The organism is Caballeronia sp. LjRoot31, assembly GCF_964253885.1.
Taxonomy (GTDB): Bacteria; Pseudomonadota; Gammaproteobacteria; order Burkholderiales; family Burkholderiaceae; genus Caballeronia.
Map to the genome: position 1 here is coordinate 2,958,639 of NZ_CAXURX020000001.1, position 22,383 is coordinate 2,981,021.

19 protein-coding genes and 1 tRNA gene are annotated in these 22,383 nt (G+C 59.8%); 8 read left to right on the forward strand and 12 right to left on the reverse strand.

Annotation, left to right across the window (positions count from 1 at the left end; translation table 11 throughout):
* The first annotated feature begins 11 nt into the window (after positions 1-11).
* The 4 genes from ACSQ8V_RS13145 (at position 12) to ACSQ8V_RS13160 (ending at position 2,216) form a co-directional block, all read left to right on the forward strand.
* Positions 12-857 (forward strand): class I SAM-dependent methyltransferase, encoded by an 846-nt coding sequence (locus ACSQ8V_RS13145; protein ID WP_436205966.1) that lies wholly within the window; start codon positions 12-14, stop codon positions 855-857.
* Positions 857-1,315: a ribonuclease HI gene (gene rnhA, locus ACSQ8V_RS13150; protein ID WP_089159174.1), complete on the forward strand. Its 459-nt coding sequence runs from the start codon at positions 857-859 to the stop codon at positions 1,313-1,315. Before ACSQ8V_RS13145 ends, rnhA begins: the two co-directional genes overlap by 1 nt.
* A gap of 11 nt (positions 1,316-1,326) precedes the next feature.
* Positions 1,327-2,064, forward strand: a complete 738-nt coding sequence (gene dnaQ, locus ACSQ8V_RS13155) for a DNA polymerase III subunit epsilon (RefSeq protein WP_436205967.1) — start codon at positions 1,327-1,329, stop codon at positions 2,062-2,064.
* Between the two features lie 77 nt (positions 2,065-2,141).
* Positions 2,142-2,216: transfer RNA gene (locus tag ACSQ8V_RS13160), tRNA-Val, on the forward strand.
* A gap of 244 nt (positions 2,217-2,460) precedes the next feature.
* Here the strand turns inward: ACSQ8V_RS13160 and ACSQ8V_RS13165 are convergent.
* The 9 genes from ACSQ8V_RS13165 to ACSQ8V_RS13205 all read right to left on the reverse strand — a co-directional run bounded on the left by ACSQ8V_RS13165 (position 2,461) and on the right by ACSQ8V_RS13205 (position 13,698).
* Positions 2,461-3,594 (reverse strand): glycosyltransferase family 4 protein, encoded by a 1,134-nt coding sequence (locus tag ACSQ8V_RS13165; protein WP_436205968.1) that lies wholly within the window; start codon positions 3,592-3,594, stop codon positions 2,461-2,463.
* A 684-nt stretch (positions 3,595-4,278) separates the two neighbouring features.
* Complete coding sequence (locus ACSQ8V_RS13170) at positions 4,279-5,256, reverse strand: DUF1177 domain-containing protein (protein WP_436205969.1); 978 nt, start codon at positions 5,254-5,256, stop codon at positions 4,279-4,281.
* An 85-nt stretch (positions 5,257-5,341) separates the two neighbouring features.
* A complete protein-coding gene (locus ACSQ8V_RS13175; RefSeq protein ID WP_436205970.1) occupies positions 5,342-6,487 on the reverse strand; it encodes a porin in 1,146 nt (381 codons plus the stop codon).
* A 94-nt stretch (positions 6,488-6,581) separates the two neighbouring features.
* Complete coding sequence (gene pepE / locus ACSQ8V_RS13180) at positions 6,582-7,337, reverse strand: dipeptidase PepE (protein ID WP_436205971.1); 756 nt, start codon at positions 7,335-7,337, stop codon at positions 6,582-6,584.
* A gap of 35 nt (positions 7,338-7,372) precedes the next feature.
* Entirely contained in the window at positions 7,373-8,557 is a 1,185-nt protein-coding gene (locus tag ACSQ8V_RS13185) for an aminotransferase class V-fold PLP-dependent enzyme (RefSeq protein ID WP_436205972.1), read from the reverse strand.
* A 60-nt stretch (positions 8,558-8,617) separates the two neighbouring features.
* Positions 8,618-10,243, reverse strand: a complete 1,626-nt coding sequence (locus ACSQ8V_RS13190) for an OPT/YSL family transporter (protein ID WP_213766717.1) — start codon at positions 10,241-10,243, stop codon at positions 8,618-8,620.
* Between the two features lie 67 nt (positions 10,244-10,310).
* A complete protein-coding gene (locus tag ACSQ8V_RS13195) occupies positions 10,311-11,039 on the reverse strand; it encodes an IclR family transcriptional regulator (RefSeq protein WP_436205973.1) in 729 nt (242 codons plus the stop codon).
* A gap of 417 nt (positions 11,040-11,456) precedes the next feature.
* Positions 11,457-12,299 (reverse strand): hypothetical protein, encoded by an 843-nt coding sequence (locus ACSQ8V_RS13200; protein WP_436205974.1) that lies wholly within the window; start codon positions 12,297-12,299, stop codon positions 11,457-11,459.
* A gap of 334 nt (positions 12,300-12,633) precedes the next feature.
* Entirely contained in the window at positions 12,634-13,698 is a 1,065-nt protein-coding gene (locus ACSQ8V_RS13205; RefSeq protein ID WP_213766720.1) for a glycosyltransferase family 4 protein, read from the reverse strand.
* Between the two features lie 919 nt (positions 13,699-14,617).
* On the opposite strand from ACSQ8V_RS13205, the gene ACSQ8V_RS13210 reads away from it, so the two are divergent.
* Positions 14,618-16,456 (forward strand): ABC transporter ATP-binding protein, encoded by a 1,839-nt coding sequence (locus ACSQ8V_RS13210; protein ID WP_436205975.1) that lies wholly within the window; start codon positions 14,618-14,620, stop codon positions 16,454-16,456.
* A 67-nt stretch (positions 16,457-16,523) separates the two neighbouring features.
* Here the strand turns inward: ACSQ8V_RS13210 and otsA are convergent, their stop codons facing one another.
* On the reverse strand, positions 16,524-17,903 hold the full coding sequence (gene otsA / locus ACSQ8V_RS13215; protein WP_436205976.1) for an alpha,alpha-trehalose-phosphate synthase (UDP-forming): 1,380 nt from the start codon (positions 17,901-17,903) through the stop codon (positions 16,524-16,526).
* A complete protein-coding gene (gene otsB / locus ACSQ8V_RS13220; RefSeq protein WP_213766723.1) occupies positions 17,900-18,670 on the reverse strand; it encodes a trehalose-phosphatase in 771 nt (256 codons plus the stop codon). Before otsB ends, otsA begins: the two co-directional genes overlap by 4 nt.
* A 335-nt stretch (positions 18,671-19,005) precedes the next feature.
* Here otsB and ACSQ8V_RS13225 point away from each other — a divergent pair, with 335 nt between their 5' ends.
* Both ACSQ8V_RS13225 and ACSQ8V_RS13230 read left to right on the forward strand, forming a co-directional pair.
* Entirely contained in the window at positions 19,006-19,647 is a 642-nt protein-coding gene (locus ACSQ8V_RS13225) for an SCO family protein (protein ID WP_436205977.1), read from the forward strand.
* Positions 19,648-19,679: 32 nt separating this feature from the next.
* The gene (locus ACSQ8V_RS13230; RefSeq protein ID WP_436205978.1) at positions 19,680-20,531 is read left to right on the forward strand and encodes a cytochrome c oxidase assembly protein; all 852 of its coding nucleotides are present in this window, start codon (positions 19,680-19,682) and stop codon (positions 20,529-20,531) included.
* Between the two features lie 13 nt (positions 20,532-20,544).
* On the opposite strand, the gene ACSQ8V_RS13235 is transcribed toward ACSQ8V_RS13230, so the two are convergent.
* Entirely contained in the window at positions 20,545-21,042 is a 498-nt protein-coding gene (locus tag ACSQ8V_RS13235; RefSeq protein ID WP_436205979.1) for a GNAT family N-acetyltransferase, read from the reverse strand.
* A gap of 321 nt (positions 21,043-21,363) precedes the next feature.
* On the opposite strand from ACSQ8V_RS13235, the gene ACSQ8V_RS13240 reads away from it, so the two are divergent.
* Positions 21,364-22,383, forward strand: a complete 1,020-nt coding sequence (locus ACSQ8V_RS13240) for a hypothetical protein (protein ID WP_436205980.1) — start codon at positions 21,364-21,366, stop codon at positions 22,381-22,383.

Genomic DNA, 22,383 nt, shown 5'->3' on the forward strand with positions numbered 1-22,383 from the left:
CTCACCCGAACATGTCAGAGCGAACAATTATAGACTGGCCCGCCTGGACACTATCCGCGCCCGGCCGCTATGTGCTTGAGTGGGAGCAGGCACAGCTCGACCGCGTGGTGTCGGATATTTTCGGCTATCACGCGCTGCAACTCGGCCTACCCGGGCTCGACGCGTTGCGCGAGAATCGCATGCCGTATCGAGGCCTCGTACTCGATACCGCCAGCGCCGCCAGCGCGCCTTTCACGTTGCCCCCGCCGGTTTCGGCCGACGCGCGACCGGGCGTGACGTCGCTGCCGTCGGCGAGCCGCGGCCTGCACGCGCCGGAAGGACGCAGCGCCGTGTGGTGCGACCTGCTCGATTTGCCATTCGAAGCGCAGAGCGTCGATCTGCTGGTCATGCCCCATACGCTGGAATTCACGAGCGACCCGCATCGGTTGCTCAGAGAAGCCGAGCGTGTGCTGATGCCTGAAGGGCAGTTGATCATCCTGGGCTTTAATTCCCTGAGCCTGTGGGGTGCGCGGCAATCGCTCGGCAAGGTTGCCGGCAAGCCGTTTGTCCCGTCCGCACACGAAATGATCGCGTTCACGCGGATCAAGGACTGGATCAAGCTGCTCGGATTCGACCTTGAACGCGGACGCTTCGGCTGCTATCGTCCGCCTCTCCTGACCGAACAGTGGCTGGCGCGCTATCAGTTCATGGAAGCCGCCGGCGACCGCTGGTGGCCCATTTTCGGCGCCGCCTACATGATCACGGCCATCAAGCGCGTGCGCGGCATGCGCCTGATCGGGCCGCGCAAGCTGAAAAAACCTGCCCTCGCACCGGGCCTCGCGCCGGTCGCCACGCCGCATACACGCAACGAGCATTGATGACCTTAGACACCACAGACAAAGTAATCGACATTTATACCGACGGCGCCTGCAAAGGCAATCCTGGCCCTGGCGGCTGGGGTGCGCTGCTGCGTTTCGGCGATCAGGAAAAGGAACTGTTCGGCGGCGAAACGCCGACGACCAACAACCGCATGGAACTGATGGGCGTCATTTCGGCGCTCGAAGCGCTCAAGCGGCCGTGTCGCGTGGTCATTCATACTGACTCGCAATATGTCCAGAAGGGCATCAGCGAATGGATCCACGGCTGGAAAAAGAAGAACTGGATGACTGCGGCGAAAACGCCCGTCAAGAACGCGGATCTCTGGAAGCGGCTGGATGCGCTGGTGGTTCAACACCAGATTGAATGGCGCTGGGTGAAAGGCCATTCAGGTCATCCGGAAAACGAACGCGCCGACGCGCTCGCGAATCGCGGCGTCACTTCACTCGCCGAAGGTTAATTCTTATCTCTATGCGCCAACTCGTACTCGATACCGAAACCACCGGCCTCAACGCCCGCACGGGCGACCGTATTATTGAAATCGGCTGCGTCGAGCTTGTGAATCGACGGCTCACCGGCAATAACCTCCACTTCTACGTGAATCCAGGACGCGACAGCGATCCGGGCGCGCTCGCGGTGCACGGCCTGACGACGGAATTTCTCAGCGATAAACCCAAGTTCGCCGATATCGCCGCCGAGTTGCGCGACTTCGTGGCGGGTGCTGAGCTGATCATTCACAACGCGCCGTTCGACGTCGGTTTCATGGACGTGGAGTTCGGCCTGGTCGGCATGCCTGGCGTGAAGGAAGTGTGCGGCGGCGTGATCGATACGCTGGTGCAGGCGAAGCAGATGTTCCCCGGCAAGCGCAATTCACTTGATGCGTTGTGCGACCGGTTTGGCATCAGCAACGCGCATCGGACGTTGCATGGCGCGTTGCTCGACTCGGAATTGCTGGCAGAAGTTTATCTGGCGATGACGCGCGGCCAGGAAAGCCTGGTGATCGATATGCTCGGCGAGATGCCGTCAACGGGCGAAGGCCACGCGCCACGTATTGCGCTCGATGATCTGCAGTTGCCGGTGCTGGTGGCATCGGAGGAAGAACTGAGCGCGCATCTCGCTGTCCTCGATGATCTCGACAAAGCGGTCAAGGGGACGAGCGTGTGGCGGATCGAGACGGTGATTGCGGTTGAAGTAGCGGCGGGTTCCTGATTCCGGCAACGATCATTGAAGTGCTCAAAGATTCGCTTTACGAGACGAGCAAGCTCTGACATAATCCAAAGCTCTTCGGGTGGTTAGCTCAGCGGTAGAGCACTGCCTTCACACGGCAGGGGTCACAGGTTCAATCCCTGTACCACCCACCAGGATTTCGCGGTTGAGTTTGCGTCGCGTTGAAAAAGGCCCTCAGGCATTTGCTTGAGGGCCTTTTTCTTTGTGTGATCAACTTCGCGGGGATGCTATCCAATTCCTGCCAAACTTTGACGCGCGTCCGCTACCCAGATCGACCGTCCCGCGACGCAGGCACAAGACCGTTAGAAAACGTAGCGCGTTGAGCCTGGACGGAAAAGGATTGCGGCGGTCGCTCCTCGGAATCAGCCGTTTGCGACGTTACGCAAGTCGCGGACGATGCTGGCCAGAGAAGCCGCGCAGCAGCGTTTCCCATTCGATCGCTCGCCCTTCCCATGAGTACTGTGCGCTCACGGACATCGCCTGCTTGAACTTCGCTTCGGCCCATTGATCGACATCCGCGCGCTTTCTTGCGGTCTGCACGGCCAGCGCTTCGCGGAACAACTGAATTGCCAAAGGCAAATCCTTGTCCATCACTTCCGCCGGAACATAAGTTGCAAAGTCACCGCAAACTTCAGGAAGCGCGCCCCGATCCGTTACGATCAAATCCAGTCCGCAAGCAAGACCTTCAATAGCCGCAATGCAAAAGGTCTCGGCGAAAGAGTTTGGATAGATGAAAAGAGAAGAGTTTTTCATTTCCTGCGCAAGACGCGGCTGGGAAACCGGACCAACAAGGTCGACGTTATCAAGTTGTGCGCCGCGCGCGAACAACGGCGCGTACGGCGCATCGCTTGCCTGATAGACCGACATTCCGGCGAAAGACCTCAGGCGAACACCCGGAGGCGCATTCGACATGATTTCAAATAGGATATCGAGTCCTCTGAATGGCGTACTGGTGTAAACGGCTATATCGTTGTCGCGTTTCGCAGCGAGTAACGACGCGGGCGACTCGAACAGATTTGAGAATGCCGGCGTCAAGCCATTGTGAATTACCGTCGACTCACGACCGACCATGCCGAAGGTTTGCTGGGCGCGTTGGCGTTGATAGTTTGAGACGAAGACCGTCGCGTTAAGCTGCTGTCGTACAGCAGCGTCGGCTAGAGCAGACACAGTCGCCTGATCCGAGTCATGATGGCACCACAACAACATCGCGGTCTCGGGCGGCAGGATACTCGTGCGAAGGATCGGGACGTGCTCGAGTAAGTTGACCAGGATGACCGCATCGAACTGTTGCGCCGCGAAAAATGCGCTGCTTAGATGATCCAATATATTCAAGCAAACACACCCTGCACGCACGCCTGGATTCTTGTTGTGGCTAAGCAGATGGACAGAGTGTCCACGCATTGCAAGCGCCTGCGCCAAGTAGCAAACGCATGATTCGGTTCCCCCTAAAGGTTGAACCAATGGTGTCCCCACATCAAATTCGATGGACGAGACAGCAAAGCAAATCTTCATTTTATTTCTTGTCACGGAGCGAATCTTATCGAGGCAGCAAGTTTAGCGCATGTGTATGAAGTATCGCGCATCGTAATGCTTGGATTAGCTTCGTGGTGCGTGGCACGGATCATCGATCCCTTCTGCAACTCGCTCGAACGAAAGATGCAACCACAAACGGTGGACAGCTATGAGCCGCAGGTGTGGCGGCCGCTGGATTATGCTAAGAAAATCCGAAGTGCTCCCGCACGAACGTATTTGCGGCTACTCGCACATGAAGCTTGGCACTGCTACTCGTCAAACGGCGCGAAAAACAACTGACCGCGATGATCGACGCACGGAGCGGCAGGTATGTGCTTGTGCACGCGGTGATCATACGCGTAGCCAACGCCGCACAGAACGCTTTTCCTCCGGCGCATCGTTATCGACCTGCTGAAACGCCATACAACATACAAAGTATGACCGAAGAATCGATGTCTGAAAGTATGCTCTGACGATCGCTATCTCGCGCAACTCTCGGGCGGTCATGGCGCACAACAATTTAACCTTTTAGTGCAATCGCCCTCAGGGAGCGCCCACTCATTTCAGGACGAACCATCTTGTTGAAAATTCCCTTGGGCAATTGCTTGAGGGCATTTTCTTTCGTGGACGGCGGAAAACTTTGCCGCGCCTCGAATGTGTCGAGGCACGTCGAGACCCTTTCAATCAACGCGCGATCGGGTTCCCCGATGTCTGAAACACCGACAAATCCGGGTACATCCCACGAATCGTTGACCACTCCGCCGCGTTGTAGAACTCGCACGGGTTATCCGTCGACGCAACCGTGAACCGCTTGGCCACTTCAACACAAAAGCGCACGACCTCCGCAATATCGGTTTCATGATTGGCGCTTGAGTCGCTACCGCCCACCACCGACTGCGCGGTCACCGCAACCCCGACAACCGGCGCTTCAGTCGCAATATGCGGTTGCATGATGCTGTTGAAGTGATAAAGCCCGTTGTCGTAAGGCGTGATGTCCTGCTGGCTGATCGGCAGCGTGACAGCCGCCCTGCCCGTCGTGGATTCCATGACCTTGACCAGATCCGGCGACATCCGCAGGATGTAGCCCTGCATGGCCGTCGGTGTGAGCGCGAAGCCGCGCTGCTTGATGATGCTGTTTCCCTTGGACGCATCGATTGAAAGGATCGCGTCCATCGCGCTCGACACCTCGTAGGTATTCATTGTCTCCGACGACACCGGCATGCCCATGAAGGCGACGCCATCGTTGAAGCTCATCGATACATCGGTCGCAATATGCGTGGTGATAATCACGTCGCCGGGAAGGTCGTCGCCCGCGCGTTTCATTTGCGCGAGCTTGAGCGCTGTCGCGATCGCACCGATCGGACCATCCGCGTCCGACACCATGCCGATCCGCACCGGCCTGGCGCCAATAGCGCCGTTACGGCCGATCACGCCCAACGTCCTGGAAGTCCCGCCGATGGATTTGCCATCCGTCCCCGGAATCAGGATCGACACGAAATCCACGGTTTTAGTGATGTCTTCCGGCGGTTCATCATTGACGGTCGTCACCGTAACGGTGACATTAAACTCGGAAAATGGCGCAAACATCTTGACGATGCTCGGCCCATTGACGGTTGCGCTATCGAGCGCTTCATACGCAACAAGCGTGGTCTGCAATGACATGCTGGAATGCTCCCTGATGCAAAAAACAACAACAATAAAGTTTCGCTCTGCAGTGCCAAGCGAACATGAAAAGAGAAATGAAAAATCAAAACACGTGCCGCAGTCCAAGCATTGCCGTGGTCTGGTTGTTGCGGCCGTTCAGCGGCTTGTCGCTCCCACCCGTATAACTGGTCGTGCTATTGCCAAAGAGACCTGACCAGTCGCCATGTACCCAGTCGTACGCGAGGGCGACGTACACATCGGTGCGTTTGCTGAAGGCGTAATCGGCTACGCCATAGGTGGTCGCGCGAGTGCCGTTGAACCCGTCCGCACGCGTGCGGTCGAGCATCGCGCTGGCGGTGAGCGTAAATGCGGGCGTCGCGAGGTAACTGGCGCCGACGGTAAAGAAATCGTCGCGGCGAGTCGAGGAGAAAACCGAGCCGATCGCAGCGGAATTCAACGGCGTGGCAGCCGTCGTCATGCTGGTGATCGAGGCGGTATCGGTGCCGCTCTTCGAGGAATCGAAACCGGCATCGCGACGACTGTAGATGTAGTTCGCGAACAGCTTGGCCGGACCCACGGACGCCTTCACGCCCGCGATATAAATACGGGCCGCGCGGCTGGCGCTGTCGTGAGTGGTTTGCGCATCGCCGATCAACGTAATCGGGCCGCTCGAATATTTCAGGCCGAGCGAGGTGGACGACATCGACTGAGTGCTGCCGGGCGTGCCGCCAAGCGCGTATTGCGCAATCGCCATGACGGGCCCGAAGTTGCCGGTGTAGCTGACCGACTTGTCGTATCGCTGGCCGGTGAGAAACACCATCCAGGAGTTCGACGGCGCGGCGCCAACGCCGAGCGGATCGACGTAATACAACATCGTGTTCGCCGTCGTATATTGACGCCCCAACGCCAGGTCACCGTACTGGTTGCCTATCGTCACAAACGCCTGGCGGCCGAACAACTGGCCTTGCTGGTCGAGACGGCCGCTGTTGGCCAGAAAGCCGTTTTCAAGCGTGAAGCCCGCTTTGGCCCCGCTGCCCAGATCCTCGCTGCTTCGCAGGCCGAAACGGCTGCCGGACATGAAACCTTCATTGCCTTGTTGAAGACCGACAACACTGTTCCCCGCGGAATTCGCGTGCGTCTGATAGGTCAGCGCGGCATCGATAATGCCGTACAGCGTGACGCTGGATTGTGCCCACGCGGCGCATGGGAGAGTAAGTGCCAATGCTGGCAGCCAGCGATAAGACGTCATGATTCAGCGGGTCTCAGGAAACGTGGGACGAGCGCCGCCAACGCCTGCGCGCGAGCGCGCAGGCGTGATGAGGTGGCGGACGGAACTTAGCGGATTAGCGGATGAATTCGGGCCAATTGTTTATATCGGCCGGACCTGTGATGCGGGACAACGCGAAGGTCTCGTTTTCACGCAAGGTTTCAACCCGGCCATCGCCGAGAAAATGCAATGCGTGACGCTCGCCAAGGACGGTGCCGTGCGTACCGTCCGAATACAACGCGGAGCCTTCGGGCAACGCGAAGACCTGTTCCGGCGCATTGATTGCGAGAAACTCCGCAAGCCGCTCTTCCCGGCTTTCGCCGTTATGGCCGGCGGGTTTACCGCTGATAAAGTGCGGATTGACCTGGAACGGAACGAGTCCGAGTGCGCGCAGGGTCGGCGGCTGGACAACAGGCATGTCGTTAGTGGTACGGATCGTCGGGCACGCTACATTGCTGCCCGCGCTCCATCCCACATAGGGCGTACCGGCCAAAACTTTCGCGCGAATTGCTTCAACAATGCCGGCGTCGTACATTCGCTTGAGCAGCGCGAACGTATTGCCGCCGCCAATGGCTATGACGTCCGCCTGCTCGATGGCCGCAAGCGGATTGTCGCTTCGATGAATCGATTCGAGCGGATACCCAAGGCGATCGAACACCGGTTTGACCAGATCTTCGTAGCTATCGAAGCTGAACGTGACGGCAGCGAATGGCACGAACAACACCCTGCGTGACTCGTGTTTCAACAGCGCGTGAATTTGCTCGCCTGCGTGTTCCAGATAGCCGAGCTGATCCTTGCGCGAACTGCTCATCAAAAGAATGCGTTGTGTCATGGCATAACCCTCTTTGTAGTCGGATAAGGCTGGAGTCAGACCACCGTCGTGCGAATGATGCGCGCGACGCGATCGATCTCTTCGTGAGTATTGAAATAATGCAGGGACACGCGCGCCATCGTGCTCACGCCGTATCGCGCGAGAATGGCATCCGCCATGAAACTGCCCGCCTCGATAATGCACTGTTGCGCCTCAAGCACCGAGACAAGCATGGCGGGATCAACGCCGCGCAGATTGAACGGCACGATACCGATGCGCTGCGTGATGTCTCGTGGCCCATACAACTCGAACCCGGGCAGCGAAGAAAATTGCTCGACCGCGTACCGGGTTAGCTCACCTACCCGTTCGGCAATCGCATCGATTCCGATTTCTTCTGCATAACTAATCGCCGCGCCGAGCGCAAGAATGGCCGGAACAATAGGGCAACCTGCTTCGAAGCGGCGCGCGCCAGGAACGAACGACAGTGCACCGGTAGCGCGATCGAACACCCCGTTCCACCAGCCGGCAAGCACGGGTTCGAGTGAATCGATATGCGTTTCGCGCACATACAGGAAGCCCGACCCTTCGGTCGCCCGCAGCGCCTTGCGGCCACACCCGGCCAGAAAATCGCAGTCGAGTTCCGCCACGTCCACCCGCAACATGCCGACACTCTGCGCCGCATTAACCAGGGACAAGACCCCGCGCTCGCGCGCCACCTTGCAGATCTGCGCGGCGGGCTGAACTGCACCGGTTGAATTGGGTACGTGCGAAAACGTCGCGAGTCTCGTACGCGCGGTGATGGCGGCGGCGAATGCGTCGGGAGAAAGAACACCGGCTGCGTCCGCCGCGATCATTTTCACGACGACCTTATGGGTCTGCTCAAGCCTGCGCCACGGCAACAAATTGCTGAGCATTTCCGTATCGGCGACGAGGATTTCATCGCCGGCCTTCCAGTCGATACCGCGCGCAACCAGCGAGATCGCTTCCGTGCCGTTCTTCGTAAACGCAATCTCGTGCGTGTGGGCGCCGAGGAAGGCGGCGAGCTGTGCACGCACGCCTTCAACACGCGCGTACGTCTCCTTGCGGAACGACGGCAAATAGATGCCGATATGGCCGGTATCGAGAAGATAGCGCCGCGCTTCCTCCAATACGACATCAGGCGGAATCGACGCGGCGGCCGTGTCCATATAGACAGTTGTCGCGGTCAGCGGGGTAGCTGCGCGGATGGCTTGCATATCCATGGTTACGTCTCTAATCGGGTAAGCGGGTAAGCGGGCAATTGGGTAGGCGGCAAAAGTCAGTCACTTATGCAGACGCGTGATCGAGTGGGTGAAGCTGAACAGCGCGTCGCCGGCGATCACGCCGCCCGCGAAGGCGCTCATTTCGGCGGTGTGGCGATCCCCGCGCAACTTTGTCACGACAAAGCGGATAGCCAGTCCCGCAAGCACGGCCCACCCAGCGAGTGGCGACGCGATCAGCATGCCGGTTGAAAGCAGGATGCCGAGCTGGCGTTTCGACCCGCCGAACCATTGAAGCAGCGCGCCGGGAATGGCCCAGATCGCGAGGTTGCGGGTAATTTCCATCGATGACCCCGCCTTGATCGATGCGGCATAAACGCGGTCCACCGGCGGCAACATGCCGCGCGAGAAGAAGTGATCGTGGAAAATAATGACGACGATCGCCGCGACCACGAAACCGGCCATCCCCGCGAACAGTTGCTGTCGACGGCCGGCCAGTTCGGCCTCCATGTCGCGGCCCTCGCCTCGCAGCAGATAACCGGTCTTCAGGTCGTAACCCATGTCCGCGAACGCGGGCCCGGTGGCGGCCGAGAAACCAGCGAGCACCGCCAGCGCGGACGGCGGGAACCCGATCACGATACCGATCGTCAAGGTGATAAGCGCAACAGCAAACGCCGGGAACCAGCCTGAGTGCATGGCCGCGATGCCGACGATCAACTCGTGGGCGTAGGCCGCGAACGCGGCATAGAGGACAAAACCGATCAGCATGGCCGGCGACAGTTCGGTGATATGGCCGGCCAGCACCGAGATCAGCAGCGCGACGAGCATGTAGGCGACGAAGCCGCCCGATAACACCCGCCTGGCCCGAGCGCTTGTCATCTCGAGATTGCGGGGATCGGTGGCGACGCTGGCCCGTGAGCGATGGATCTCGCGCGCAACCTGGAACAGCGCGACGATTCCGGCGCCGATCATCAACCCATGCGGGATGTAGGCGGCGGCAATATCGACGTGCAATACCGGAATCGAATAACCGCGGACCAGCAAGCCGATGCCAAACATGGTCAACGCCGCCAGGTTGCCGAGAAAGGCCGCGCCGAACGCCGACATGGGCACGCCCATCAACGCGCCGGCAATGCCCGCCGCCACGCCCAACCCGAGAAATGCCGCTTTACGGCCCCCGCGATCGCCTGCCCAAATGGCTTCCGCCGTGGCGACACCCGCCGGCCACGAGCCGGTAGCCGGGAATATCCGGCTGCCGAAGAGGTTGTAGAGCATCGCGCCGTCGACCAGCATCGCGGCGATGGCGCCAATCAACATCGGCGTGACGAGCTCGGGCATGCCCATCGCGAAGGGCACGCCGAGCGGGATCATGAGCGAGTTGGCCGCCCCGAATGTTGCCGATGAAATCGCCGTCTGCATGAGATTCTGGCGCTCGAGAACGCGAAAACGCCGCGTCACGGCCAACGGAATCCGCGAGAACACGATCGCCATCAGCGCACCGATGATCGACGTATTGGCGGAGATGCCGAGCGTCACGATCAATTGCATGCCAATGATCGCGCCGAGCACCGACAGGCAAATGGATACCAGCAGGAGTACGGGCTCGAAAAAGGAGACACGCGGACGAGGGGTGGCTTCCTGAGCCAGAAGTACTGCCTGGGCGTCAGGCGCGTCGATCGATACTTTCATGAGGTCGGGTCTCTGCCGGCTTTGCGAGGCGCGGCTAGTTTTTGTGAGTGGACGGCGCTCGTGGCGTTCAGCGGAGGAGGCCGACAACGGGTTCGATCGTTTCGCGGGTTTTCTTCAATGCGTCGATGAGCCGCGGCACCGCTTCGCCATCCAGTCGCTGGACCGGCCCTGCAATCGATAACGATCCGATCACGCGACGGCGATCACGCGACCACAGCGGAACAGCCAGACCGGCGACCGTGGCGGCCGCTTCCTCGCGGGTGTGGCTCCAGCCGTCGGCGCGGATTTGATCGAGGCGGGCATCGATCGCCGAACCGTCGGCGAGATGGGCTTCCTCGTAGACTCCCGCGCGGAATTCGTCTGGCTGGAATGCAAGGATGGCCTTTGCATGGGCGCCGGCGATGAGCCGGAAGCGCTGCCCCACTTCGATCGAAAAGCGCAATTGCTGCTGGCTCTGGGCTATGTCGGTACACACGCCTTGCATGCCGTCGAGCAACGACAAAAAGACGGTTTCGCCGCTGTCATGCGCAAGGGCGTCCAGCGCGGGTTGCACGATCTCCGATGGCGCGAACGTCCGGTGCGCGATCTGCCCAAGCTCAAAAAGCCGCAGGCCAAGCGAATAACGCCCGGCGCTGTCCTGAGTCAGAAAACCATTAGCCGCGAAGGTCGCAAGCACGCGATGAACGATTGAGTGATGAACGTTGGTTTCTTTCGCCAGTTCGCGCACGCCCCATGTCGGTTCTTCGAGCGTGAATCGAGTCAGCAGCGCCAACGCGCTATCCAGTGTCTTTAGCATGTCGTGTCTTTTGTTTGTGTCTCTCTATGAGAGACAGTGTCTCTGCCTGAAAACCAGAATAAACGGAGGCTGCCGGCCGTGTCAACGAAGGGTAAATACCCATTAGCCGTGCGGGAGCCGAATATAATCAGGAATACAAATTAAATAGGACAGGGACACGAACGGAAGATACAGGCGGCAGAATCCGCCGAACGTGGGATCGAAACGCATAAAAAAGCCCTCAGGCAACTACCTGAAGGCTTTTATTGCGCGTACCTACGTGTGCGGCCTGCTCCGCCCAATCCGCAAGCGACGCCCTGCTATTGCGGCGATCGCAGTTATGCAAGCAAAGTTCGACAATCCCAACCGGTTGTTGCCCGAAGCAGGCATGACTGCTTGACCCAACTCGAACCCGACGCCCTTAATGCCAGTCCGGGTTCAAGTGCCGACATTCAAACTCTGATGCAACGACGCGTCGAGCGCGCGCGCGGTCTTACGGTCGCCCTCGCTTGCCAGCGCGGCGCGGAAGACAGTTTTGCGATTATGTCCGGCGGCGGCGGGTGAATCCCACAGCAGTTCCATTTTGGCGCGCGCATCCCGGCCGAACAAACCGCGCTTCTTCGGCACGACAGCGGCGGCAACGGCGCCTTCAACCGCAGCCGAAGAACCATCGGAAACGGTAGCTTCACCCATCCCCTCAGGCCATTTCACCGATAACTCCCGCGCATCGTACTGACCGAGTTTGCGGCTTTCGGCCCAGACGACGGCCGTGCGTGTGGTGGTATCGATGGAAATGGCATAACGGCCGATAGCAAACCGGCGCGCGGCAATATTCGTGCGCCACAGCGCACGCGGCCGGCAAATCCACAGCACCACGCCATAAAGCGCAGGCGCAACGAGCAGCCAACCATTGGTTTCGCCCAGTGCGTGCACGGCGTTTTTCCAACCGGCGGTCCACGTAAAGAACCCGACCGACCACACCGCAAACAGGAAACTCAGCAGCGCAAGCAGTCGCAAGGCTTGCCGCAACCACTGCGGCAACGGATGCAACGGCCGTTCCGCACGGGCCCGGGCACCGGGAAGAAAAAGCAGCAGGAACAAGAGCACAAGCGTGACGCAGGCCCACGGCGACGACGTCATCGCGCGCATTGAAGAGAGGTAGCCCATCTGCGACATCGAGAGCAACCAGCGCGCGGCCAGCACGAGTCCGATCGCCCGCAGCGCGAACACGGTGCCAGCACCGGGTGCCGGGCTCGCGCTACTCTGCTTCGTTCTCGCCAAAACTTCGCTCCTGTTCACGACTGTCCTTATTAGCCCGGTAAGCGCGGTAAGTTCCTCCCGTCGCGCGATGCGATTTTCAAGAGACTTCCACACCCATCCACACGTTCACGCCGATGCTGCACTGCATTTCACGAAGCCCGCACATTATAGGGAGAATGTCGAAAACGGCATCGGCCCGGCATGCTCAACCCGACGATAACCCGTGAAGCTTGCCCCCGCAGTGTGTCAAAACAACAACGCCTCGCGCGCCTGACGGCGCACGAGGCGTGGTTTTCGCTCACTCGGCCAACCAGCGATCATGCAGCGTCCGCAAGATCACTATCGACCGTAAAAATCAGCCCGCGTTGACTTCACGCAGAATGGTACGGCGCTTGGTACGCAGCAGTTCTTCATACGTATGAACATAGCGCGCGGCCATGACCTTCGACGAAAAGCGCGTTTCGAACGCCTGACGCACCTTGGCGCGCGGCAGCGTGTCGAGGCGCTTCACTGCGGCGATCGCGCTCAGTTCGTCTTCCACGACAAAACCCGACACGCCGTTTTCGATCACTTCCGGCACCGAACCGCGATTGAACGCGATCACCGGCGTACCGCAAGCCATGGCTTCGATCATCACCAGGCCAAACGGCTCCGGCCAGTCGATCGGGAACAGCAGCGCGTGCGCGTTGCCAAGAAATTCGGTCTTCTGCGATTCACTGATTTCACCGATGTATTCAACATGCGGCAACGCGAACAGCGGCTTGATCTGCTCTTCATAATATGCGCGATCGGCGTTATCGATTTTTGCCGCGATCTTGATCTTCATGCCCGCTGCACCGGCGATACGGATTGCCCTATCGACACGCTTTTCCGGCGAAATACGGCCGAGGAACGCGAGGTAGCCCGGTTCGACGTTCGGGATCGGCGTAAGCAGGTTTTCCGGCAGGCCGTGATAAACGGTCGCGAGCCAGTTGGCTTGCGGCAACGGCTGACGCTGGTTGTCGGAGATCGACACGACCGGCGCTTCGTTGAACGTGCTGAAGATCGGCTGCAATTCCGGCAGGTCGAGACGTCCGTGCATGGTCGTCAGGAACGGCACCGGCTGGCGCGAGAACAGCGAGAACGGGTAGTAGTCGATGTGAAAATGCAGCACGTCGAATTCATCAGCGCGGCGGCGGACTTCTTCCAGCAACAGCATGTGGGGCGCCATCGTGTCGCGGATGGTCGGGTCGAGGCGCAAGGCCTGCGGCCAGAAGGCTTCGAGCTTCGCCGACGTTTGCGAATCACCGCTCGCGAACAAAGTGACGTCATGACCGGCCTCAACCAGCGCTTCGGTCAGATAGGACACCACGCGCTCCGTGCCGCCGTAGAACTTGGGGGGGACGGCTTCGTGAAGAGGCGCGATTTGAGCGATTCGCATGTCGGAAACTCCTAATAATGTCAGGCAAAATTGATGCGCTTGGCATCGGTCGTTAAATCAAGCGAATCGCCCTACCCGGATTCGGCACGGTGCTGGTGTCTCCAGCGTAATGGCCGATAGCACGAGAAAAAATCGCGATGCTTCGCTGTTTGCTTGGGTGTTGCTGCTGCTATGCGTGTAGGGCGTCTGTTCTGAGCGTGATCGGAAACAGCAAGATCGATTCCATCTCGAAATGCAACGCACACAGCCATAAACGCATAACCTGCGGAGCCGTTGACCGGAACCTACAATAACCTGTCAAAACGCCTAAGGGGAAACCCGGAGCGAAGTATCGCGGTTTTTGCAAGGTTTCCAATCTTACATTTCAACTTATTTAGGTTGTTACACCGTCGATACACTTTGCAAGCCCTTGTTTATCAAGGCTGTTCTACGCTGATCGACATGGACCGAACCGCTCGCAGCCACGCTCCAGAAGCCCCGCGCGCTGCGACATCCTCCAAATCCGGCCACGGCATGATGTATCGGCCAGTGCAGGATTTGCCCATTAGCGCCGCCACGCAGGTAGCGGGACCGCGACGTGCTTTCACCCAGCCAAGGGCAGGGCGGCCAGTTGACGCCAGTTCACGTCGAGGTACCGCGAACACAGCACCGGGCGGACCGTCGGAGGTGCGAGACACGTCCCCAGCGGGCATTGATTGCCCGGTTCAGACGACGCACTTTTGCTGAAAATCAGCTCTGGCTGATGAATATGCACCACGGAAAGCATTATGCGAGACGATTTGGCTCGCTACACTCGCTACAATTCAGCAATCGGTGCTGCACGCCATTGGCACGCCATTGCCTCGCTGGCCAGACACGCCGCGTTTGCGGCAACGGCGAAGCATCGCGCTCAACCGCTCTACTCGACCGAAAACGACCATTGGACCAACTCACCGTCTCTCAGCGTAACGTGCACAACGCGAAGCTAGCGAGCTATGCAAATCGCCCGCTGGCGTTCCTGTTCCGTTACATCCGCCGGCATCCTGTCGCGCACGCCATCGTGCTTTCCAGCGTGCTGGCCGCGGTCGGCTGCGCGCTCGCCTCGCAGTATGCGATCAAGCATCTGATCGACGTGCTTGGCCAGGGCCGCGGCCATCCCGGTCCGCTCTGGTCCGCCTTCATGATCCTGGTCGGCCTGATCGCCGCCGACAACATGCTGTGGCGAGTCGGCGGCTGGGTCGGCGCGCACGCGTTCGTCGTGGTGACGGGCGACCTGCGGCGCGACCTGTTCTCCTACCTCAGCGGCCATTCGCCCACGTACTTCTCGGAGAAGCAGCCCGGTATGCTCGCGAGCCGGATCACGGCGACATCGAATGCGATCTACACCGCCGAGAACACCATGGCGTGGAACGTGTTGCCGCCGTGCATTGCGGTGGTCGGCGCGATCGTGATGATCGTCGCGGTGAATCCGCTGATGGCCGGCTGCCTGATGCTCGCGTCGGCCATTCTCGCGCTGGTGCTGTACCGGCTCGCCGGACGCGGCTCCGCACGGCATCACACGTTTGCCACGAAAGCTGCGTCGGTTGACGGCGAGCTGGTCGACGTGATCGGCAACATGGCGCTCGTGCGTGCATTCGGTATGACGTTTCGCGAGCAAAAGCGCTTCGGCTCGACGGTCAAGGCCGAAATGGTCGCGCGCCAGCAAAGCTTGCTGTATCTCGAGAAGCTGCGGCTGTTCCATGCGGTCGTGACCGCGATCCTTTCGGCTGGGTTGCTCGGCTGGGCGTTGTGGCTGTGGTCGAAGGGACGGGCAACATCCGGCGATATCGTGCTGGTCAGTTCACTCGGTTTCACGATTCTCCACGGAACTCGCGATCTGGCTGTTGCCCTCGTGGATGTGACGCAGCACGTCGCGCGGCTGGCGGAAGCTGTGCAGACGCTGCTGGAACCGCACGGCATGCCCGATCGGTCCGACGCAACGGAACTCGTACCGCAAGGCGGGCGGGTGGACTTCGAGGATGTCACGTTCGCTTATCCGCGCCGCCGGCCGATTCTCGATAAATTCAACCTGCACATCGAGCCGGGTCAGCGCGTCGGGCTGATCGGCAAGTCGGGCGCCGGGAAATCCACGGTGCTCGCGCTGTTACAACGCTTCTACGAACCGCAGGGCGGCGCCATCAAGGTCGACGGGCAGGATATCTCGCTGATCACGCAGGACAGCCTGCGGATGTCGATTGCGCTCGTTCCCCAGGACATTTCGCTGTTCCACCGGACCGTGTACGAGAACATTGCGTATGGCCGCCCGGACGCATCGCGCGAAGAAGTGCTCGCCGCCGCCCGCGAGGCGCGCTGCTCGGACTTCATCGACGCAATGCCGGAAGGGTTCGACACAATCGTCGGCGACCGCGGCGTTAAGTTGTCGGGCGGACAGCGTCAGCGCATTGCCATCGCGCGCGCGATCCTCAAAAACGCGCCAATCCTGCTACTCGACGAAGCCACGTCAGCGCTCGATAGTTCGTCGGAAGAAGCGATCCAGCAGGCGCTCGACCGGCTGATGGTCGGCCGTACCGTGATTGCGATTGCGCACCGGTTGTCGACGCTGCAAGGCTTCGACCGGATTATCGTGATGAGCGCCGGCAAGGTAATCGACGACGGTTCGCCGGATCAGTTGCGCAATCGGCCGGGGTTGTATCGGGAACTGCTGTCCAAGCAGCATGGCAAGTTGCCGCCGGCGACCATGCCCTCGCAACAACTTGCAGCAAAGGCTGAATCGACCTGAGCCTGCTTCCGCCACAAGACCAGCGATAAAAAAGCCGCTTCGGATTCATCAGACCGAAGCGGCTTTTTTACGCCTGCAGATCGCGCATGAAGTTGTCTCGCCAGACGGAGACGTTGTTCTCGCGAAGCTGGGCGAACATGTCCGTGTACCGGGCCTGCCGCTCTTTCAATGGCATCGCGAGAGCCGTGGCCAGTGCGTCCGCCATGCCGGCGATATCGAGCGGATTCACGATCAGCGCGCCGTTCAATTCCTGCGCCGCGCCCGCGAATTGCGACAGGACCAGCACGCCGGGATCGTCGGGATCCTGCGCCGCCACGTATTCCTTGGCGACGAGGTTCATACCGTCGCGCAACGGCGTGACGAACCCCACATGCGACGCGCGAAACAACGCAGCAAGCACAGACCGCTCATATTGCCGATGGATATAGCGGATCGGCGTCCAGTCGAGTTCCGCGTAGCGCCCGTTGATGCGTCCCGACTCCGCTTCAAGCTGCAACCGGATGTCGCGATACGTGTCCATATCGGCGCGTGTAGGCGGCGCGATCTGCACGAACGACACGTTGTTACGCTGCTCCGGCTGATGTTCCAGCAGCTTTTCGAACGCACGAAAACGCTCGACCAAGCCCTTCGAATAATCGAGCCGGTCGACGCTCATGATCAGCTTGCGGTCACGCAGCGTCGTCTTGACGGTCTGCACTTCGCGGCCGCTTTCGCCGTCTTTGGCAAGCGAGGCAATTTCATCGGGATAAACGCCGATCGGATACGCCGCCGCCCGCAGGGTCTTGCCAAACGCGCTTACCGCATTAGGCTCGCCAGCGATGCGTACAACCGAGCCGTTCGCCTCCGTCTCGATGTAATCGCAAAACGCGCGCAAATCAGGCGCTGTCTGGAAACCGAGCAGGTCGAAGGAACACAGCGCCTCGACCAGCACGCGATGGCGCGGCACGCTCAGCAGAACCTGCGTCGCCGGAAACGGAATGTGCAGGAAAAAACCGATGCGGTTCGTCACGCCCTCATCGCGCAACGCCTGCGCGAACGGGATCAGGTGATAGTCGTGGACCCAGATGACGTCGTCGGCTTTCAGCAGCGGCGCGAGTTGCTTCGCGAGCCAGCGGTTGACGCGGCAATAGCCATCGAATTCATCGCGGTCGAACTGGATCAGATCCGGCCGATAGTGAAACGCCGGCCACAACGTAGCGTTCGAAAAGCCGCGGTAATACTGGTCATAGTCACGTTGCGCCAGGCCGATGGTCGCGAACGTCACCCGCCCGCGCTCCTCCAGCGTGATGCCCTCCGGTGGCTCCGCGACCACGTCGCCACTCCAGCCGAACCACATGCCGCCGGTTTCCTTGAGCGCGTCGTACACACCGACCGCCAGACCGCCCGCCGCCGGACCGCCCTCGGAGATCGGCGCGACCCGGTTCGAAACAATGATCAGCCTGCTCACGAACGCGTCCCTTTAGAACCTTCAATATCTTCAATTCCGGCAATGCGCTGCAGCCAGTCGAGCAGCGCGCCGACCGATTCCACGCGCGAATGCGCAAGCGTGTCGCCCGCGCCGACCTTGATCGACAGCCCGTTGCGCTCATTCACTACGGCGAAGCCTTTTTCGTCCGTCAGGTCGTCGCCGATAAACACCGGCCGGCGCCCCGCGAACGGCGGCTCATTCAGGAAAGCCACCACCGCGCGGCCTTTATCGACGTCCTTCGGCTTGATTTCATAGACCATCTTGCCGGGCTGCAGCACGTACGCATCGGCGTACTGGGCAACCAGCTTCTCGGTCGCCTCGCGCGCCGCCACGCCGCGCTCGGGCGCATTGCGGTAATGCAGCGCGAGCGCGGCGCCCTTGATCTCCAGCAGCATGCCGGGGTTGGCCGTCACCACGCCTTCAAGCACGTGTTCCATGCGCAGCAGGCGCTCGTCGTTGAAACCGACACGATGGACATCCGCATTCGAATCGCGCCGCTCGGCGCCGTGCAAGCCCGCGACGGGCAGATCGGGCATTGAAAGAAACGAGTCGATGCTGTCAATCCCTCGTCCCGATACGATCGCCACCGCGCCGTTGGTCGCGCGACGCAATGCACTGAGGATGGCGGGTACGACCGGCTGCACGCTCACGCCGTCCGGCGTGGGCGCGAGTTCAACGAGCGTGCCGTCGAAATCGAAGAAAAAAGCGGTCGTGGCAAGCGGAAATTGGTCTGGGAGGTTTTGCATCTATATCTGCCTTTCAGCCGGAGAAGGACCGGAAAAGTGTGCGCATGTTACCGCGCTTTGTAACCCCGTCTGGGAAAGCGGCGTTAGACGCTCATGCGGCAAGCCAACGCCCTAAGCCACATATCAAGAAGCTTTCAACCCTGCTTCGACTAACTTTCATCCTTATCTGGCGGCCCTGCGGCATAACGCCTCGGCCACGCGCCGGCGCGGCTGCACGCCCGGCGTAAGCTTCTATTCTGAGATAGAGTCGGCACCCGGATGGCTTCACGGACAGTTTTTTGATGATCCGTCCGCGTTGCTGCCTTGATGCACCCTACCCTCATCCGAGTTGCAAAATGTCTTCCTGGTTCAGTTTTCCACCCAAGGGCTGGTTCGCCGCCGTACTCGCCCCGCTATTCGCCGCCCTGATCCTGAGCGCCGGCCTCGCTGCGTGCTCGCGTCCTGATACAACACCCTGGAAGCTGACCGATGTCAGCGGCCATCTGCCCGACCTGGACTTCAAGCTCACCGACGATACCGGCAAACCCGTCACCGGTCAGTCGTTCCTGGGCCAGACAACGCTGGTGTACTTCGGCTACACCCACTGCCCGGACGTGTGTCCGGAGACCATGGCACGGCTGATGCAGGTCATGCAGCAACTTGGCCCCGATGCCAAGAACACGCGCATTGTGTTTATCACCGTCGATCCCGCCCGCGATACCGCGGCTGCGCTGCATGACTACGTGCGCGCGTTCGACGCCCAGCACGCGGTTGGACTGACCGGCACGGACGGGGCGATCGAAAGCATTGCCAAGCGGTATCGGGTGGCTTACCAGATGGAGAAACGCGATCCATCCGGCGCGTACGACGTCACGCATAGTTCGGCCGTCTATATCTTCGATACCCACGGCCACGCGCGCCTGCTCGCCACCGAGAGCGATTCCATCGACACGATCACGCACGATTTGCGCCGCGTGATCGACTCGACCGCTTCCTGAATTCACTACCAAGCTTGGGCGCTACGGTCAACATGTCCTCGATACTTTACTGGCTCGATCCGTGGGAGCCTTCGCCCACTGTCGTGATCGCCGTGCTGATCGCGGCCGTGTTGTTCGCTCGCGGCGCGAAAAAAGCACACGTGTCGCTCGCGCGGCACGTGTCGTTCTGGTTCGGCCTGACTGCGCTCTACGTCGCGCTGCATACGCGGCTCGACTACTTCTTCGAGCATGAATTCTTCATGCATCGGCTGCAACATCTGGTGCTGCATCATCTCGGGCCGTTTTTCATCGCGCTCTCGTATCCTGGCGCGGCGCTGCGGGCCGGCATTCCGTTCACCTGGCGGCAGCGCTGGCTCAGGCCTGCGCTCAATACGGCCCCGGCGCGCATCCTGTTCAAGGTGATTTTTAATCCGGTCGTTGCGGTGGTGCTGTTTGTCGGGCTGATCTACTTCTGGCTGCTTTCGCCGATCCACTTCAAGGCGATGCTCGACTGGCGCCTATACCGAGTCATGAACTGGAGCATGGTGATCGACGGCCTGCTGTTCTGGTGGCTCGTGCTCGATTCGCGCCCGGCTCCCCCCGCGCGGCTCGCGCCCGGGCGCCGCATCCTGATCGTGATAGCCGCCATTCCGCCGCAGATCATGCTCGGCGCATACATTTTCTTCACGCCGCACGAGCTTTATCCCATCTACTCCATCTGCGGGCGCGCATTCACGTGGATCAGCCCGATGCGCGATCAGCAGATCGGCGGTTTGCTGCTGTGGATTCCCGGTTCGATGATGAGCGTGATCGGCGCGTTGATCGCGATGCGCCACTGGCTCCGGTTGTCGACTCGGCAACGGCTGGTCCAGCAGCGTGCGCAAGCGGAACTGGTGACGGTTTAGCCACACGGTCCTTCTATATGCGGCGCATCCAGATGTGCGGAATGTCGTCTTCCACGTGGACATCGGAGATTGGCTCGAAGCCAAATCCCGCATAAAAGCGCTGTAATCGCGCTTGTGCGTGGAGGCGTATCGGCTGGCCGGGCCATTGTTCGCGGATGAAACCCAGCGTACGTTCGAGCATCGCCTGACCTAATCCGATGCCGCGAAAGCCCGCTGTGGTCAGCACGCGGCCGATGCGGATATCAGTGTCTTCTGTTTCTTTCGTGCCGTCGGCCAGGTTCGGCAGCAGGACTCGCAAATAACCGGCGAGCGCAGGCCGACCATCCGCCGAACGCCGATACACGAGCAGATGCCAGGCATCGGCATCCTGTCCATCGACGTCCCCGTACACACACTGCTGCTCCACCACGAACACTTCGCTGCGCGCGGCGAGCATGGTGTAGACGTCGAGTGCGCTAAGGTCGTCGAATGGTTTCCAGCGCCAGTGGAATTCGGAAAATGGCTCGGTCATGGGATCTTTTTCGGTGGGATGCTTCTACGCCGCACGTCGTGGGAATCGTGCGAAATGACAACGCGGCAGGTCTGAACCTGCAATTATGCCGCGCGAGGCGAGCAGCGCGTGCGCTCACTGGCCGCGGCTACTGGAAGAGCGGTGGTATCCGCTCGCCCAATTATCCGAGCCTTATTAAGTTAAACGAATCTTAATGATCTGGTAACAAGGTGTAACTGTTGTGGGGCTGACTGTAACGCGGAGGGAGTAACGTTTAATTAGACTAGTCGTCACCCAGTCGGGCGCTTCATTTCCCGTCGCATTTCTGGAGTGATGCGCTCTATGATTTCGGTAGATCAGGTAAGGCCATCGCAATCCGTTGCAAGCGAGATGTCGATAGTGCACGAATATGCTTGGCCCAAGCCGGCGCAACGCCTGTCCAGCACGTTTTTCAAGCTTGTTTATCGTTGGTCCCACTCCAGTGCGTTTCGGCATAACGAACGCTTGTGGCACGGCGTGTCCATTGAGCGGGATTCGCGCGGGTTTCTGAAACGGATGTCGATTGAAGGCCATGAATTGCTGGTCGAGAATCCGGACGATCTGCTTGCATCCCAGACGGGTGATTGCCATCTGATTGCCACGGGCCCCTCGGTCAATGACATTGATTACGGTGCGCTTGATCTCCATAACGTCATGGGAGTAAACGGCGCAATCGCTTTACAAGACAAACATCCGGTTCGGTTTGAATATTATTGCATTGTGGATGCCGGGTTTGTGCGAAAGCGCCCTGATCTGGTCGCACGCGTGGTTCAGCAAAAGCTGACATTATTCGCGACCCCATTAGTTTTATGGTACATCGCGCAATACTTCCCGTTATCGCAGTTCCGTTGCCGGGTATTTCTGATTGAAGATATCCAATATCCCGCTTGTCAGCGCGCATTGCTCAAACACGAACTCCTTTCTACGCATGCAAGCACGGATCTCACGCTGTTTGACGAAGAACCCGCCTTGGGTTTCAGCTTCAATATCAGGCGGGGCATATTCGATGGCCGTACCGTGGCCTACACGGGTTTGCAAGTGCTCACCTCCCTCGGGTTCAAAACAATCTTTATGCATGGACTCGATTTGCTGAACGCGACGCAAACACCGCGCTTCTACGAAACCAAAGAGAATATGCAGCCGAGCGCGCTGGACGGAGATTTTAATTCCTTCATAGAACCGTCGTTTCGCCATGCTGCCCCGCTGTTAACCCGTCGCGGCATACGCGTGGTGAACCTCTCGGCGCAAAGTGCGCTTGGGAGCGACATTATCGAAAAGGACGACTGGCACTCGCTGGCTCATGCATCCGTTGAACAGGAATAG